At 72.2% G+C, this 16,357-nt stretch carries 16 protein-coding genes; 14 read left to right on the plus strand and 2 right to left on the minus strand.

The window, feature by feature from the left end:
* Positions 1 to 124: 124 nt before the first annotated feature.
* A complete protein-coding gene (locus ACFW01_RS02780; RefSeq protein WP_234954381.1) occupies positions 125 to 766 on the minus strand; it encodes a hypothetical protein in 642 nt (213 codons plus the stop codon).
* A 653-nt stretch (positions 767 to 1,419) separates the two neighbouring features.
* Here ACFW01_RS02780 and ACFW01_RS02785 point away from each other — a divergent pair.
* The 14 genes from ACFW01_RS02785 to ACFW01_RS02850 are packed head-to-tail and all read left to right on the plus strand — an operon-like array spanning position 1,420 to position 14,622.
* The gene (locus tag ACFW01_RS02785; RefSeq protein WP_161332337.1) at positions 1,420 to 2,430 is read left to right on the plus strand and encodes an ABC transporter ATP-binding protein; all 1,011 of its coding nucleotides are present in this window, start codon (positions 1,420 to 1,422) and stop codon (positions 2,428 to 2,430) included.
* The gene (locus ACFW01_RS02790; RefSeq protein ID WP_064727728.1) at positions 2,427 to 3,191 is read left to right on the plus strand and encodes an ABC transporter permease; all 765 of its coding nucleotides are present in this window, start codon (positions 2,427 to 2,429) and stop codon (positions 3,189 to 3,191) included. The genes ACFW01_RS02785 and ACFW01_RS02790 overlap by 4 nt, the downstream gene beginning before the upstream one ends.
* A gap of 3 nt (positions 3,192 to 3,194) precedes the next feature.
* The gene (locus ACFW01_RS02795) at positions 3,195 to 4,001 is read left to right on the plus strand and encodes an ABC transporter permease (protein ID WP_122620285.1); all 807 of its coding nucleotides are present in this window, start codon (positions 3,195 to 3,197) and stop codon (positions 3,999 to 4,001) included.
* Between the two features lies 1 nt (position 4,002).
* On the plus strand, positions 4,003 to 5,259 hold the full coding sequence (locus tag ACFW01_RS02800; RefSeq protein ID WP_384502219.1) for an MCE family protein: 1,257 nt from the start codon (positions 4,003 to 4,005) through the stop codon (positions 5,257 to 5,259).
* Complete coding sequence (locus ACFW01_RS02805; RefSeq protein WP_384502220.1) at positions 5,256 to 6,320, plus strand: MCE family protein; 1,065 nt, start codon at positions 5,256 to 5,258, stop codon at positions 6,318 to 6,320. The genes ACFW01_RS02800 and ACFW01_RS02805 overlap by 4 nt, the downstream gene beginning before the upstream one ends.
* Positions 6,317 to 7,357 carry an MCE family protein gene (locus ACFW01_RS02810; RefSeq protein WP_384502221.1) on the plus strand — a complete coding sequence of 347 codons (1,041 nt, stop codon included), beginning with the start codon at positions 6,317 to 6,319 and terminating at the stop codon, positions 7,355 to 7,357. The genes ACFW01_RS02805 and ACFW01_RS02810 overlap by 4 nt, the downstream gene beginning before the upstream one ends.
* Positions 7,357 to 8,394 (plus strand): MCE family protein, encoded by a 1,038-nt coding sequence (locus ACFW01_RS02815; RefSeq protein ID WP_384502222.1) that lies wholly within the window; start codon positions 7,357 to 7,359, stop codon positions 8,392 to 8,394. Before ACFW01_RS02810 ends, ACFW01_RS02815 begins: the two co-directional genes overlap by 1 nt.
* Positions 8,391 to 9,557, plus strand: a complete 1,167-nt coding sequence (locus ACFW01_RS02820) for an MCE family protein (protein WP_384502223.1) — start codon at positions 8,391 to 8,393, stop codon at positions 9,555 to 9,557. The genes ACFW01_RS02815 and ACFW01_RS02820 overlap by 4 nt, the downstream gene beginning before the upstream one ends.
* A complete protein-coding gene (locus ACFW01_RS02825) occupies positions 9,554 to 10,834 on the plus strand; it encodes an MCE family protein (RefSeq protein WP_384502224.1) in 1,281 nt (426 codons plus the stop codon). Before ACFW01_RS02820 ends, ACFW01_RS02825 begins: the two co-directional genes overlap by 4 nt.
* Positions 10,831 to 11,346 carry a hypothetical protein gene (locus tag ACFW01_RS02830; RefSeq protein ID WP_234954367.1) on the plus strand — a complete coding sequence of 172 codons (516 nt, stop codon included), beginning with the start codon at positions 10,831 to 10,833 and terminating at the stop codon, positions 11,344 to 11,346. The genes ACFW01_RS02825 and ACFW01_RS02830 overlap by 4 nt, the downstream gene beginning before the upstream one ends.
* A complete protein-coding gene (locus tag ACFW01_RS02835) occupies positions 11,343 to 11,951 on the plus strand; it encodes a hypothetical protein (RefSeq protein WP_384502225.1) in 609 nt (202 codons plus the stop codon). Before ACFW01_RS02830 ends, ACFW01_RS02835 begins: the two co-directional genes overlap by 4 nt.
* 23 nt (positions 11,952 to 11,974) lie before the next feature.
* Positions 11,975 to 12,523, plus strand: a complete 549-nt coding sequence (locus ACFW01_RS02840; RefSeq protein ID WP_384502226.1) for a nuclear transport factor 2 family protein — start codon at positions 11,975 to 11,977, stop codon at positions 12,521 to 12,523.
* Positions 12,524 to 12,571: 48 nt separating this feature from the next.
* Positions 12,572 to 13,333, plus strand: coding sequence for a hypothetical protein (locus ACFW01_RS02845; protein WP_384502227.1), 762 nt, complete (start codon positions 12,572 to 12,574; stop codon positions 13,331 to 13,333).
* Between the two features lie 47 nt (positions 13,334 to 13,380).
* Positions 13,381 to 14,622: a lytic transglycosylase domain-containing protein gene (locus ACFW01_RS02850; RefSeq protein WP_234954360.1), complete on the plus strand. Its 1,242-nt coding sequence runs from the start codon at positions 13,381 to 13,383 to the stop codon at positions 14,620 to 14,622.
* Positions 14,623 to 14,659: 37 nt separating this feature from the next.
* On the opposite strand, the gene ACFW01_RS02855 is transcribed toward ACFW01_RS02850, so the two are convergent.
* Positions 14,660 to 16,267, minus strand: coding sequence for a histidinol-phosphate transaminase (locus ACFW01_RS02855; protein WP_234954358.1), 1,608 nt, complete (start codon positions 16,265 to 16,267; stop codon positions 14,660 to 14,662).
* Positions 16,268 to 16,357 lie beyond the last annotated feature (90 nt).

A 16,357-nucleotide genomic window follows, 5' to 3' on the forward strand; every position in this document is an offset into this window, starting at 1 on the left:
CGACTCCGCTCGGATGGCTCGGGCAGCGTGGGCGGTCGGGCGTGGTCGGGCGGTGGCGGATGGCTCGGGCCCGCGAACGCCCGGCCGGGGTGCCGGCCGGGCGGACGTGAGGGGCGGCGCCGGCCTACGGGTTGGAACCGACGATCGTCGGGATGGCGTTGGTGCTCTTGACCTTGACGGCGTAGTTGCCCTTGAAGGTCGGCTTGGTGGCCGTGGTGACCACGGAGCCGCAGTTGACCGGCGCAGGGCTGCTGCTGACCGACAGGTCGCCCACGGCGCTGTTGACCGCGAGCACGCCGGTGGAGTTGGTGTAGGTGGCCGAGGCCTTGCCCACCACCGTGAACTTGCAGGCACCGGCGGTCACCTGTGCCTTGACGTTGCCGACGTGGCCCTTGGTGACGCCCGTCGAGGCGTTGTAGTCCACCGCGACGACGTCCCACGGGGTGACCGAGGTGGTGGTGACGTTGCCCAGGACACTGGTACACGGCGCACCGGACGAGCCGAAGGTCATGGTGGTGATGTCGGCGACGTCCCCGGGGTTGCCGGTGGTGCTGTTCATCGAGCCCTCCGCCCCCGAGACCGTGCAGGTCATCGGGATCGTGGCGGTCAGCACGATGTTGCCGACGTTCGTGGCCTTGAACGCGGCCGGCGAGGGGGTGACGGTCCACACCGTGGAGGGCACCGCCGAGGACGGGCCGACGGCGAGGCCCAGCGCCGACGCGGCCGCGCAGACCACGATGGCCGACCTTCTCGTGTTCTTCTTCATGGCTCGGGACTCTCCTTGAGGGTTGACCGGCGAAGACGGGCCTGACGTTACTCGCGGGAAACTTAGCCGAACAATGCGGTAGTCCATGATTCTTTTAAAAGTGGGACCACCTGTTTCGGGGGTGAGTGATCCGCGCTTCTCGATGCTCACGTGGCGCCAAGTCGGGGAAATGTGAACGGCGTCCGGACTGTTCACAGCGGTGTCGCTCCCATCGGGCCCCGATGCTCACCGGCCGACAAGTTTCCGAGCGGTTTTTGTGTCCTGCCTGACAGGTTCCGGATGGCCGAAGTCGGCATCCCGGAAAACTCCGATTCCGGTGTTGCCCGCCGAGGTTACTCGGCCGTAACGTGCCGGTGTGGTGCTCGGTTCCAGGTCGGTGGCCCCCGTCGGCCGGAGCCATGACGGACTCTTTTCGGCCCTCCCTCCATCGGGTCCGGGTGTCCGTCGGCAGGGTCCCGCGGGGCCACACCCCCCGGAACCGCGCGACCCTGCCCTGTCTCCCCGGAGACAAGTGCGGGGCCGCCGTGTTGTCTGCGCGGTGACAAGTTCGCCCCGGCGGCCGGAGATCCGGTGCCGACCCGTTGTCAGTGCGCTCCGTGCCGAATTAACGTGCGCCCGCAGCGCGTATCCGATTGACGTCCGCTGGAGGTGATATGGGAATCGAAGTAGTGGTCGAGGGTCTGACCAAGTCCTTCGGTAAGCAGAGCATCTGGCGGGACGTATCACTCACTCTTCCGGCCGGCGAGGTCAGTGTGATGCTGGGCCCGTCCGGAACTGGTAAGACCGTTTTCCTGAAGTCGCTCATAGGGCTGCTCAAACCCGAGAAGGGCCGTGTCCTCATCAACGGAGTGGACATGGTGAACAGTCCTGAAAGAGACGTCTACGAGACCCGGAAACTCTTCGGTCTCATGTTCCAGGACGGCGCCCTCTTCGGGTCCATGTCCCTTTTCGACAACATCGCCTTCCCGCTGCGGGAACACACCCGGAAGAAGGAGTCCGAGATCCGCCGCATCGTCATGGAGCGGATCGAGGTCGTCGGGCTGCTGGGCGCGGAGGGAAAGCTCCCAGGCGAGATCAGCGGCGGCATGCGCAAGCGGGCCGGGCTGGCCCGCGCGCTCGTCCTCGACCCGCAGATCATCCTGTGCGACGAACCGGACTCCGGGCTCGACCCGGTCCGCACCGCCTACGTCTCCCAGCTGCTGATCGACCTGAACGCGCAGCTCGACGCGACGATGCTGATCGTCACCCACAACCTCGACATCGCCGCCACCGTCCCCGACAACATGGGGATGCTCTTCCTGCGCGAGCTGGTCACCTTCGGCCCGCGCGAGGTGCTGCTCACCAGCGACGAGCCGGTCGTGTCCCAGTTCCTCGGCGGCCGGCGCGAGGGCCCCATCGGGATGTCCGAGGAGAAGGACGCGGCCACGCTCGCCGCCGAGGCGGGTGCCGCCTCCGCCGTCCCCGCCGCGCCCCGGGTGATCGTCCCGCAGCTGGAACCGTCGCCCGGCCTGCCGCCGCGCAAGGCCGTCGCCCGACGACGTCAGCGTGTCATGGGCATGATCGACACGCTGCCGCCCGCCGCGCGGTCCGCCATCCGGGAGACCTACGCGAAGGACTCCGAGGCGGCCACCCTGCCGATGCCCGCCGCCGGGAGCGGCGCGTGATCACCGGCGCGCTGCGGCAGACCGGCCGGCTCTTCGCGCTCGCCGCCGAGGTCGTCCGGGCCGTCTTCCGACGGCCCTTCCAGTTCCGTGAGTTCGTCGAACAGTTCTGGTTCGTCGCGAGCGTGACCATCCTGCCCGCCGCCCTCGTGTCGATCCCCTTCGGCGCCGTCATCGCCCTCCAGGTCGGCTCACTGACCGAGCAGCTGGGAGCCCAGTCGTTCACCGGGGGCGCCAGCGTCCTCGCCGTCGTCCAGCAGGCGAGCCCGCTCATCGTGGCCCTGCTGATCGCCGGCGCCGGCGGCTCGGCCATCTGCGCCGACCTCGGCTCCCGCAAGATCCGCGAGGAACTCGACGCCATGGAGGTCATGGGCGTCTCGCCGGTGCAGCGACTCGTGGTGCCCCGGGTCCTGGCCGCCATGGGCGTGGCGGTCCTGCTCAACGGCCTGGTCTCCGTGGTCGGCATCCTCGGCGGCTACTTCTTCAACGTCGTCATGCAGGGCGGCACCCCCGGCGCCTACCTCTCCAGCTTCTCCGCCCTCGCCCAGCTGCCCGACCTGTACGTCAGCGAACTCAAGGCGCTGGTCTTCGGGTTCATCGCGGGCATCGTCGCCGCCTACCGCGGCCTCAACCCGCGCGGCGGCCCCAAGGGCGTCGGCGACGCCGTCAACCAGTCCGTCGTCATCACCTTCCTCCTGCTCTTCTTCGTCAACATGGTGATGACGGCCGTCTACCTCCAGATCGTCCCGCCGAAGGGAGGCTGACCGATGGCCTCCCCGCTCGTCTGGCTCGACCGGTCCGGCGACCAACTGCTCTTCTACGTACGGGCCCTGCTGTGGATACCGCGGACCCTGCGCCGCTACCTCAAGGAGGTGCAGCGCCTCCTCGCCGAGGTGGCCTTCGGCTCCGGCGGCCTCGGCGTCATCGGCGGCACCATCGGCGTGATGATCGCGATGACGCTCTTCACCGGGACCGTCGTCGGACTCCAGGGCTACGCGGCCCTCGACCAGATCGGCACCGCCGCGTTCACCGGCTTCGTCTCCGCCTACTTCAACACCCGCGAGATCGCCCCCCTCGTCGCCGGACTCGCCCTCTCCGCGACCGTCGGGGCCGGCTTCACCGCCCAGCTCGGCGCGATGCGCATCAACGAGGAGGTCGACGCCCTGGAGGGCATGGGCATCCGCTCCATGCCCTACCTGGTCACCACCCGCATCATCGCCGGCGTGGTCGCCATCGTCCCGCTCTACGCGATCGGGCTGCTCTCCTCCTACCTCGCCTCCCGCTACGTGACCGTCCTCTTCAACGGGCAGTCGCGCGGGACGTACGACCACTACTTCAACCTCTTCCTCTCCCCGACGGACGTGCTGCTCTCCGTACTGAAGGTGCTGATCTTCAGCGTGATGGTGATCGTCGCCCACTGCTACTACGGCTACCGCGCGTCGGGCGGCCCGGCCGGCGTCGGCGTCGCCGTCGGCCGGTCCGTGCGCAACGCCATCGTGCTGATCAGCGTCACCGACTTCTTCCTGTCGCTGGCCCTGTGGGGCGCGACCACGACCGTGAAGGTGGCGGGGTGAGATGAGCGGACCGCGGGGAAAGACGCTGGGCCACCGGTTCGCCGGGGTGGTGTTCCTGCTGGTGCCCGCCCTGCTGATCTGGCTGGCCGTCGCCGTCTACGACAAGGAGTTCACCGAGTCCGACCCGGTGGTCGTGGAGACCGGCAGCGCGGGCAACCAGATGCACCCGGGCGCCGAGGTGAAACTGCGCGGCGTCGTCGTCGGCGAGGTCCGCGACATCGACGCCGACGGTGCCGGGGCCCGGCTCACCCTCGCCATGAAACCCGGCTCGCTGGACCGCGTACCGTCCGACGTGCGCGCGCAGATGCTGCCGACCACCCTGTTCGGCGAGCGGTTCGTGGCCCTCGTCCCGCCACAGAACCCCTCTCCCGAACCACTGGCCGCCGGAGCCGTCGTCCCCCAGGACCGCTCCGCCAACGCCATCGAGCTCCAGCAGGTGCTCGACGACGTCCTGCCGATGCTCACCGCCGTGCAGCCGCAGAAGCTCGCCGCCACCCTGTCGGCCGTCTCCCAGGCCCTGGAAGGGCGTGGCGAGCGGCTCGGCGAGACGCTGAGCCTGCTGGACGACCACCTGGCGGAGTTCAACCCCAACCTGCCCGCGCTCAACCGCGACCTCAAGGAACTCGTGAAGGTCAGCCACGTCTACGCGGACGCCGCGCCCGACATCATCACCGCGCTCACCGACTTCACCACCACCAGCGGCACCCTCGCCGAGCAGGAGGCCGAACTCGCCGCCACCCTCGGCGCCACCACCCGGACCTCCGAGGACGTGACCGCCTTCCTGCGCAAGAACCAGGACAACATCATCCGGCTGAGCGCCACGAGCAGGCCGACCCTGGAACTGCTCGCCGAGTACTCCTCGGCGTTCCCCTGCACCCTGCGCACCCTCGCGGAGTTCGTCCCGGCCATGGACAAGGCGCTCGGCAAGGGCACGGACCGGCCCGGCATCCACGTCGACGTCACCACCGTCCCCTCGCGCGGCGCCTACCGCCCCGGCCGCGACACCCCGGTGTACGACTCCGGCGGCGGCCCCCGCTGCCCCTCCGTGCCGTACGTCGGCGCACTGCCCCGGCCCACCGCGCGGACCGCGTCCACCGCGGCGGACCAGGACCTCGGGCCCGCCAACTCCCCGTCCGAGAACGACCTCGTCAACGAACTCCTCGCCCCCGCCGCCGGCGAGAGCCCCGAAGACCTGCCCGACTGGAGCAGCCTGCTCGTCGGCCCCGTCTACCGCGGTACGGAGGTGACGCTCCGATGACCGGTGCCGACAGCGCGCACACCCGGCGCCGCCCGCTGACCGGGCCGCTGCTCAAGTCCCTCGTCTTCGTGGTGGTCACCGCCCTCGCCACGACCGTGCTCGGCCTCGGCGTCGCCGGCGGCGGGGCCGGCTCCGACTCCGGCGCCCGGACCTACCAGGCCCTGTTCACCGACGTCACCGGGCTCATGGACGGCGACAGCGTGCGTATCTCCGGCGTGCCGGTCGGCGAGGTGACCGACGTACGCGTCGTGCAGCGGCGCACCGCGCAGGTCACCTTCACCGTCCGCGAGGACCGCGCGCTGCCCCGCTCGACCACCGCCGCCGTGAAGTACCTCAACATGGTCGGCCAGCGCTACGTCGCCCTCGGCCGCGGCAGCGGCGACCTCACCGGCACCCTCCCGGAGGGCGGCACGGTCCCGCTCGACCGCACCACGCCCGCGCTCGACCTGACCCTGCTCTTCAACGGCTTCAAGCCGCTGTTCGAGGGGCTCTCCCCGAAGGACGTCAACGAACTCGCCGGGTCGATCGTGCAGGTGCTCCAGGGCGAAGGCGCCACCGTCGACAGCCTGATCCGCCACATCGGCTCCCTCGGGACGACCGTCGCCGCCAAGGACAAGGTGATCGGCCAGGTCGTCACGAACCTCACCACCGTCCTGGACACCCTCAACGACCGCGAGGACAGCTTCGACGACCTCGTCGTCACCCTCCAGCAACTCGTCACCGGCTTCAACGAGGACCGCAAACCCCTGGGCAAGGCCGTCACGGCCATGGGCGAACTCACCACGGTCACCGCCGGCCTCCTCGAGGACGGCCGGGAACCCCTCAAGAAGGACATCCGCGAACTCGGCCGGCTCTCGGCCAACCTCGGCGAGCACACCCCGCAGATCGAGGACTTCCTCGAACGGACCCCCGCCAAGATGACCGCCCTGACGCGCCTGTCCTCCTACGGATCGTGGTTCAACCTCTACCTCTGCGAGGCCCGCGTGAGCGGAGTGACCACCTCCGACGGCTCCGAACCGCCGACCGGTATCGCGATCACCGAATCGAGGTGCCGCGGATGAGACGCCCGCACCTCAAGCCCGTCAAGGAACGCGACCCCGTCGGCGTCGGCATCGTCGGACTGCTCGTCCTCGCCGTGATCGCCGTCCTCGTCTACCACGTGGACCGGCTGCCGCTCGGCGGCTCCACCTCCTACAGCGCCGACTTCTCCGAGGCCGCGGGCCTGGACGAGGGCGACGAGGTGCGCATCGCCGGCGTCAAGGTCGGCAAGGTCACCGGCGTCGCCCTCGACGGGCCCAAGGTGAAGGTCACCTTCGACGTCGAGGACGCCTGGCTCGGTGACCGGACCACGGCCGCCATCGCCATCAAGACCGTCCTCGGCGACAAGTACCTGGCGCTCGACCCGCTCGGCGCCGCCCGCCAGGACCCCGGCAGCCGCATCCCGCTGACCCGCACCACCTCCCCGTACGACGTGACCCAGGCGTTCCAGGACCTCAGCGGCACCGTCGACGACATCGACACCCGCAAGCTCGCGGAGAGCTTCGAGACCATCTCCGACACCTTCGCCGACTCCCCGCCCCACGTCCGCAAGGCCGCCACCGGCCTGTCCGACCTGTCCCGCTCCGTCTCCAAGCGCGACTCGGAACTGTCCGAACTCCTCAAGGGCAGCGCCGAGTTCACCAAGACCCTGGAGAACAAGAAGTCCAGCTTCGAGACCCTCATCGAGGACGGCGGCCCGCTCCTCGGCGAACTGCGGGACCGGCGCGCCGCCATCAGCGCCCTGCTCAAGGGCAGCCAGGACCTCGGCATCGAACTCGGCGGCCTCGTCAAGGACAACGAGAAGCAGCTCGGCCCGACCCTCAAGGCGCTCGGCCGCGTCACAGCTGTCCTGGAGAAGAACAACACCCAGCTCGGCAAGACCCTCGCACTGGTCGGTCCGTACTACCGCCTGGTCGGCAACACCCTCGGCAACGGCCGCTGGTTCGACAGCTACCTGTGCGGCGTGGTGCCCCGCGCCTACCTGCCCGAGACCTCCCAGCCCGAGACCGGATGCCTGCCGCCGAAACAGCCGGCCGCGGCCCAGGGGAGCGGTGAGTGATGAACCGACGCCGGAAGATCCTCACCGGTCTGCTCGCCCTCGCGGTGCTCGCGGCCGCCGGACTGGTCACCGCCCGCGCCCTCGAAGCCGGCGGCACCCGCCTCACCGCCTACTTCGACCGCGCCATCGGCGTCTACGCCGGATCCGACCTGCGCGTCCTCGGCGTCCGGGTCGGCGAGGTGGAGTCGGTGCGGCCGCAGGGCACCACGGTCCGTGTCGGCCTCCGCCTGGACGAGGGGGTGCGGGTCCCCAAGGGCGCGCGGGCCGTCGTCGTCGCACCGAGCGTCGTCTCCGACCGCTACGTCCAGCTCACCCCCGCCTACGCCACGGGCCCCGCCCTCGCCGACGGCGCCGTCCTGCCCGCCTCCCGCAACCACGTCCCCGTCGAGATCGACCAGATCTACGACTCCATCACCGAACTCGGCGACGCCCTCGGCCCGGACGGCGCCAACTCCGAGGGAGCCCTGTCCGACCTGCTGCGCACCGGCGCCGCCAACCTCGACGGCAACGGCGAGGCCATCGGCACCGGCGTCGAGGAGTTCGGCAAGGCGGCCAAGACCCTCGACGGCAGCAGCGGCGACCTGTTCAAGACGCTCAGCAGTCTCCAGACCTTCACCACCATGCTGAAGGACAAGGACACCGACGTGCGCACCGCCCAGGAACGCCTGGACGAGGTCGTCGGCTTCTTCGCCGACAACAAGGACGACCTCACCGGCGCGCTGGAGGAACTCGGCAAGGCCCTCGGCCAGGTCAAGACCTTCATCGAGGACAACCGGGGCGAGCTGAAGAAGAACGTCGACCGGCTCGTCCCCCTCACCCGGACCCTGGTCGAGCAACGGGCCTCGCTGGCCGAGGCGCTGGACGTGGCCCCCCTGGCCGCGGGCAACGTCGTGAACGCCTACAACCCCGACACCCGCACCCTCGACGGCCGCGCCAACCTCAACGAGATCAGCATCGGCGGCCCCCTGCTGCCGCTTCCCGTGACGGGCGCGACCGGTGAGCCGGAGAGCGACGGGACGAAGGGAGACGGCCGATGAAGCGCGGCACCCTCACCGCCGGCCGGGCCGCCGGACTGACCGCGGGCGGCCTGATCGCCCTCGGCCTCGGCTTCGCCCTGGCGGTCGGCGGGATCACGGTCGTCCCCCGCGGCTTCGGCGGCCTCGACGACCTGCCGCTGCCCGGCGGCGCCGACCTCGGCGACCACCCCCGCACCGTCACCGCGGAACTCCAGGACGTGCTCAGCCTGGTCCCGCACTCCGCGGTGCGCGTCAACGACGTCGCCGTCGGCCGGGTCACCGGCATCGAACTCGGCGAGGACGACTGGTCGGCCCGCGTCACCATGGAGATTAACGGCGAGGTGCGGCTGCCCGCCGACAGCACCGCGCGGCTCGAACAGTCCAGCCTGCTGGGAGAGAAGTACATCCAGCTCGTCGCACCCGCCAAGGAGACCGGAGCCGGCCCGCTCAAGGACGGAAGCGTCATCCCGCTGGCCCGCACCGGGCGCAACACCGAGGTCGAGGAGGTGTTCGGCGCGCTGTCCCTGCTGCTCAACGGCGGCGGCGTCAGCCAGCTCAAGACCATCACCCGGGAACTGGGCGCGGCGCTCGGCGGCCGCGAACCCGAGGTCCGCTCCATGCTCAAGCGGGTCAACACCCTGGTCGGCGACCTCGACGACCACCGGGGCGACATCACCGACGCCCTCGACGCCGTCAACCGGCTCTCCTCCACCCTCGCCACCCGCAAGGAGGACGTCGGCACCGTCCTCACCGGCCTCTCGCCCGGCCTGAAGACGCTGGAGAAGCAGCGCGGCTCCCTGCTGACCATGCTGCGCTCCCTCGACACGCTCTCCGGCGTCGCCGTCTCCACGATCAACGCGAGCAAGGACGACATGATCGCCGACCTCAAGGCCGTCGCGCCGACGCTGAAGGCGCTCGCCGACGCGGGCACGGACCTGCCCGACTCGCTCCAGGTGCTGCTCACCTACCCGTTCACCGACGAGGTGCTGCGCGGCGTGAAGGGCGACTACCTCAACACCTACCTGAGCATGGTCGCCGTCCCCGGCACCCAGGTCATCCCGCCCATCGTGCCCGAGGGCACACCGGCGAAGGAGAAGAAGCGCTCCTCCGCGCCGGCGGAGCGGCGGTCCTCCTCACCCCTGCCGCTGCCCTCCGTGACCGAGCCCGGAGGTGAGCGCGGGTGATCACCCTCGCCGTACGGCTGAAGAACCTCGCCTTCCTGCTCGTCGCCGTCCTCGCCCTCTCCTACCTCGGCATCCGCTACGCCGATCTCGGCCGGTACGTGGGCGTCGCCGACTACTACACCGTCGATGTGCAACTCCCGCGCACCGGGGGGCTGTTCACCCACTCCGACGTCACCTACCGGGGCGTCTCGGTGGGCCGCGTCGGCCCGATCGACCTCACCGCCGACGGCGTCGTCGCCGAACTGCGCATCAAGAAGTCGGCGCCCCGCATCCCCGCCGACACCAAGGCCGTGGTCGCCGGGCTCTCCGCCGTGGGCGAGCAGTACATCGACCTGCGGCCCGAGAGCGACGGCTCCCCCTACCTGGCCGACGGCGCCCGCGTCGAACAGGCCGACACCCGGGTGCCCGCACCCGTCACCGACGTCCTCACCAGCGTCGACGACCTCGTGGGCTCCGTCCCCCTGGAGGATCTGCGCACGGTCGTGGACGAGTTCGGCAAGGCGTTCGAGGGGCACGGCGACGACCTCCAGGTGCTGCTCGACAGCGGCAGCGACTTCGTGGAGGCCGCCGACCGGGCCCTGCCGTCCACCACGCTGCTCATCAACGACGGCGAGACCGTCCTGCGCACCCAGGCCGAGGAGGCCGAGGCCATCCGCGGCTTCGCCGTCGGGGCCGAGGAACTGGCCGCCGCCCTCAAGGGTTCGGACGCCGACCTGCGGCGGCTCCTCGCGGTCACCCCCGAGGCCGCCACCCAGGTCAGCGGCCTGCTGCGGGACCTGGACCCGAGCCTGGGCGTCGTCCTCGCCAACCTCCTCACCACCTCCGAGGTCGCCGTCACCCGGCAGCGCGGCATCGAGGAACTCCTCGTGAAGTACCCGGCGGCCGTCTCCGCCGGTGCCACCGCCGTCGACGGAGGGAAGCTGAACCTCGGCATGGCCGTCACCTTCTTCGCGCCCCTGCCCTGCACCGACGGATACGGCGGCACGCGCTACCGCAACGGCCTCGACCTCGGTACCGCGCCCGCCCTCAACACCGACGCGGCCTGCACCGCCCCGGCCTCCAGCGGGTCCAACGTACGCGGCTCGGGGAACGCCCCGAAGGGAGGCGCGGTACCGGAACCGGCCCGGCCCGGTTCCCTGCCCTCGGGCGGTGCCGGCACCACGGGCAGCGGCGGCGGCGCGGCACTCCCCGGCGCCCTCGCCCTGCCCGGACAGAGCGGCGAGGCCCCTTCCGGCCTGTCCGCGCTCCTCGCCCCGGCCACCGGCGGTGCGCGGTGAGGCGGGCGCGGATCCTCACCGGGGCGGCGCTCGCCCTGGCCCTCGGCGTCTGCACCACCGGTGCCTGGACGTACGCCCAGGCACGCACCGACGACTCGCTCGCGTACGGCCGGGAGCGGGACGAGGCGCTCGCCGACGGCCGTGAGGGCATCGCCGTACTCACCACGCTCGACGCCTCCACCCGGCAGCGCGCGGAGCGGAGCATCCGGGAATGGCGCGCCGTCTCCACCGGGCCGCTGCGCGCGGAACTCGGCGACACCGAGCCTGCCGCGGGCTCCTCGGCGCGGGCCACGGTCACCGAGGCCGCCGTCACCGCGCTCGACACCCGGTCCGGCACGGCCAAGCTCATCGCCACGGTCCGCGTCGAGGTCACGCCCGCCACGACGAAGAAGCCGGCCACCGACCGCAAGCGCCTGGAGGCGGTCCTGGCCCGCACCGGCGAGGGGGAGTGGAAGGTGCGAGCGCTGAGCGCCGTACCGGTCGAGGGGGAGAAGGAGGGAGAGGAGCGATGACGACGGAGCCCGTCCTCGAGACCGCCCCGGCCCAGGCGCCCGGCGACGACCCCGCCGGCCGCCCGCCGAGCGGACGCCTGCGGCGCGCCGTGCCGGCCGCCACCGCCGCCGTCCTCGTCCTCGGCGGCTGCGGCTTCTTCTACGCGGCCCACCAGGTGAGGTCGGCCGCACCCGCCCGCAACCACGCGCTCACCGACACCGAGGCCACCACCCGCGTCGCCGGCGACGTGGGCAACGCCCTCGCCCGGATCTTCTCCTACACACCGGACGGCACGGAGGCCGCCGAGCGCACCGCACGCATCGTCCTCGACGGCCGCGCCGCCCGGCAGTACGAAACCCTCTTCGCCCGGGTCCGCGACGACCTCACCGAACAGCGGGTCACCCTGAGCACCCGGGCCGTCCGCACCGGAGTGATCGAACTCGACGGCGACGAGGCCCGCCTGCTGGTCTTCCTCGACCAGACCTCGCACCGCGGAAGCGACAAGGACGAGGCCAAGGCCAAGGACGAGGCCAAGGACGCGACCACCACCGCCGCGGCCCAGCTCACGGTCACCGCACGGCTCCAGGACGACCGTTGGCGGATCGTCGACCTCAAGGCCCGCTGAACATGCGGCAGACGGGAGTACCCATGAATCGCGCGGCCCGCGTCCGCACCGCACTCCGCCTCCGGCCGCTGCCGGCCCTGGCCCTCGCGCTCACCCTCGTCGCGGGCGGCTTCGCGGCGTGGACGGGCCAGGACTGGTACGGGGCGGCCCACGACGAGCAGGCCGCCTACGCCGAGCAGCGGGACGCGGCGCTCAGCGCCGGGGAGCAGGCCGTGCAGAACCTCAACACCCTCGACCACCGCGAGCTGCAGCGGGGCCTGGACCTCTGGGAGTCCTCGACCACCGGCGAGCTGCACGAACAACTAGCCTCGGGCCGGGCGGAGTTCGCCGACCAGGTGAGGGAGGCGAAGACGGTCAGCACGGCCCGGGTGCTCTCGGGTGCCGTCACCGAACTCGACGACCGCGCCGGCCGTGCGCGGGTGCTGGTCGCCCTGCGGGTCACCGTCAAGGCGTCCGACGGATCGAAGTCGGACAAGGACAGCCGCATGCTCGGCGAACTCACCCGGACCGACGGCCGGTGGAAGCTGAGCGCCCTGGGCCAGGCACCCGTGGGCGGCGCACCGGCCGGCTGACCGGTCCCGTACCCGCAGAAGCCGGCCGCAGCGAGGAGGACTCCGCACATGTCGACGACCCGTCACCACATCAACCGCCAGCGGCGCCGCCAGGCCCGCGAGACCCGGCCCGCCTCCGGTGGCACGGCCGTCCTGACGTCCCCGGAGGCCGCCGAAGCGCCGCCGCCGTCCGCCGCACGGAAGCCGAGGCCGGGGCCGCAGCCGAGGCCGGCCACCGCCGAGGCCGAGCGGGCGAAGACCACTGCGCCCGGACGGCGGCGGCCCCTGGGCCTCGTACTCCTCTGCGCGCTGACCGTGCTCCTCGGCGTCTTCGCGGGCTGGGCGCACGCGGAGGCCGGGGCGCTCCGGGACGAGCCCGCGCGCGGCAACACCGCGCTGACCGACCTCGCCCGCACCAGCGAGATCAAGGGACAGACGACCAAGGCCGTCGACCGGCTCTTCTCCTACGACCACGCCGACGCCGGCGCCCTCGACAAGGCGGCCCGGGACCTCCTGACGGGCAAGGCCGTCGCTCAGCACCGGGAGCTGCTCGCCGACGTCCGCGAACGGGCCGACCGGCAGAAAGCGGTGATCACCACGACGGTCACCGAGAGCGCGGTGGAACGGATCGACGGCGACCGGGCCCGGGTCCTCGTCTACGCCGACCAGAGCAGTGTCGCCACCACCGGCACCAAGGCGGGCGAGAAGGGCGGCCAGGGGAAGGACGCCGCCGAGGACCAGGGCGTGTACGCGGCGGCCATGCTCGCCGTCGACGTCGTGCACCGCGACGGACGCTGGCTGGTCTCCGCCCTCGACACCTTCGGCCGCTGAGGCCACCCCCCACATCGTCTCCGACGGATCCGACAGGAGTGACGACCATGTCCGTACGCCGTGCCCGGCACCGGTACGCCGGCCGGAGCCGCAGGAGACTGCGCACCACCGCTCTCGCCGTGGCGGCCATGGCCGCCCTCACCGCCTCCCAGGCCCCCGGACTCACCGGGGACGCGAAGGACACCCCCACCGGACCGGCCGCCGACGACCTGAACCTCTCGCCGCCGGGCGGCCCGTTCGCCGCCCTCGCGCCACCCGGTGACGGCTCCTACCACACCGAACTCCCGCCCCTGGCGGCACGGAACGGCACACCCGCCCTCGCGCCGGTCCTCGGGCGGGAGGTCCGCGCCCAGTCCGGCATCCCCGCCACCGTGCTGCGCGCCTACCGCGCCGCCGAGGCCGCCGTCGGCAGGACGGACCCCGGCTGCCGGCTGCCCTGGGAACTGCTCGCGGCGATCGGCAAGGTCGAGTCCGGCCAGGCGCGCGGTGGGGCGGTCGACCGGAAGGGCACGACGCTGAGCCGCATCACCGGGCCGCCGTTGAACGGCCGGGGTTTCGCCCTGATCCGGGACACGGACGGGGGCGCCCACGACGGCGACACGGTCTACGACCGGGCGGTGGGCCCGATGCAGTTCCTGCCCTCCACCTGGGCCCGTTGGGGCGCCGACGGCAACGGCGACGGCCGCGCCGACCCGAACAACATCTTCGACGCGGCCCTGGCGGCCGGGCACTACCTGTGCGCGGGCGACCGGGACCTGGGCCGGGCGGCGGACCTGGACCGGGCGGTCCTGAGCTACAACAACTCCCGGGCCTACGTCGAACTGGTGCGGTACTGGCTGGAGTTCTACAGCCGGGGCGTCCACACCGTGCCGGACGGCAAGGGCGTCGTCCCGAAGAGCCCCGGCGCGGGAGGAGACACCCCCGCGACCGAGCCCGTCGAGGGCGGGGGCAAGGACCCCGTGGGCCGGGAGGACGGCATCGACATCGGCCCGGACCCGACGACCACACCGTCGAGGCCGGCCCCCTCGCCCTCGCGCCCGGTACCGACGAAGAGCCAGGACCCCTCCACCCCGACGGCGCCCCCGACGAGCCAGGAGCCCTCCGACCCGTCCACGGAGCCGCCCACCGAGAGCCCCACCGGGTCACCTTCGCCGGACCCGACCGACCCGGGCCCGTCGCCCACCCCGACGGACGACTGCTCCCCGGAACCGGGAACCCCGACGCCCGACCCCAGCGCCTCCCCGGACGGCACGGCCTGCCCGAGCCCTTCGCCGACCGCGACGGAGTAGGCAGGGCCACGGCCGCCGCGCCCCCGGAGCCCGGCGCTCAGCCCGCCCGGCCCATCCCGGCGGCGTTCGGCCAGCCCGTCGCCGGGACCGACTCCAGTCCGTTGGTGCCCCTGACCTGGGCGGCCGTGAGGCCACCGTGGGCGGGGACGCCGGGCGGGGTGGGACCCGTGGGCGGGTAGGGTGCCGCGGCCGCCGCCGGGGCGGGCGCGGGCATCGGCATGGGCGCCGGCGCCGGCATGGGCTGGGGGACCGGTGCCGGCTGGGGGACCGGCACCGGCCCGGGGTACGGCGCCGGCTGGGGGACCGGCGCCGGGGGCGGGACCTGCGGGGGCACCGCGGCGGGGAGCGGGATGCCGGTGCCGGCGGCCGGAGCGTCGGCGAACCCCGGGGCACCGGCACCGGCGGCCTGGGCGGCGATCGCCCGCATGCCGGCCCCGTTGGTCTGGGTCATCAGGCGGTCCACCGCCGCCGTGCCCGAGCTGTAGCCGGTCCCGGTGGCCGGCTCGGGCACGGCGGCTCCCCTCCTGGACCCGTAGAGCACCTGTTCCAGGCCGGACACCAGGCGACGTACGTCCACCTGGGGGCGCACCACGAGACGCAGGAAGCGGCTGGACGAACCGATCTTGTTGCCGCACTCGCGGACCAGGACACGGTGCTCGGTGAGCATGCGGTCCCGGACGACGGTGCCCTCCGCGCCCACCGGGAGGCGCACGAAGAGGAAGTTGCCCTGGGAGGGGTAGACGGTCAGTCCGGGCAGCGCGGACAGCTGGCCGGCCATCTCCAGCCGGTCGCGGCGGACCTGGTGCAGGCTCTGCGCGTACTCGGCGCCGTGGTCGCGGAGCATGAACACCACGTGCTCCGCGAAGGAGTTGAGGTTCCACTTGGGGAGCATGGCGCGCACCCGGCCCGCGAGCGCCGGGTTGGCGACCAGGTAGCCGAAGCGGATGCCGTGCAGGCCGAAGTTCTTGCCGAGGCTGCGCAGCACGACGACGTTGGGCCGCAGCATCGCCTCCTGGACCACGCTGGGTTCCGCCTCCGCGTCGGCGAACTCCAGGAACGACTCGTCGACGACGACCAGGTCCCGGTCCGCCATCGCGTCCATGAACTGCACCAGCGCCTGCTTGTGCAGATAGCCGCCGTCGGGGTTGTTGGGGTTGCAGACGACGGCGACCCGGGTGCCGCGGGCCCGGATGAACTCGGCGTACCGGGCGAGGTCGAGGGCGAAGCCGCTGGACTCCTGGAGCGGGAACATGTCGACCCGCTTGCCGGTCTCCATGGGCTGGTCGGTCCAGCGGCCGAAGGTGGGGACGGGGACGGCGAGGGACTCCCGCACCAGCAGGTGGTCGATCCAGGTGATCAGCTCCGTGGAGCCGTTGCCCATCGCCACGCACTGCGGCGGAAGCTGGAGCAGGCTGCACAGCTCGGCGGTGATGGTGTCGGCGCTGCTCGGGTAGTACGTGATGATGTCCCGCAGCCGGCCGGCCATCTCGTCGAACATCGCCGGGGTGGGGAAGTACGGATTGCACGGAATGCAGAAGTCCACCGGGCCGGCGCCCGCCTCGTCCCCGCCTTCCCGCGTCAGCGCAGCCATCGACGGGCTGTGCGCCGCGGTGCTGCGGAACAGCGAGGTGACGTTGCCGGACAAAGGGACCTCCGTAGGTGGGCGGCCCGCGCGGGGAGGGTGCGGGCCGCCCTTACATACGGAGGCGGGAGGGGCGTCGTTCAACGCGTGTGA

Source organism: Streptomyces sp. NPDC058985, assembly GCF_042740985.1.
Lineage (GTDB): Bacteria > Actinomycetota > Actinomycetes > Streptomycetales > Streptomycetaceae > Streptomyces.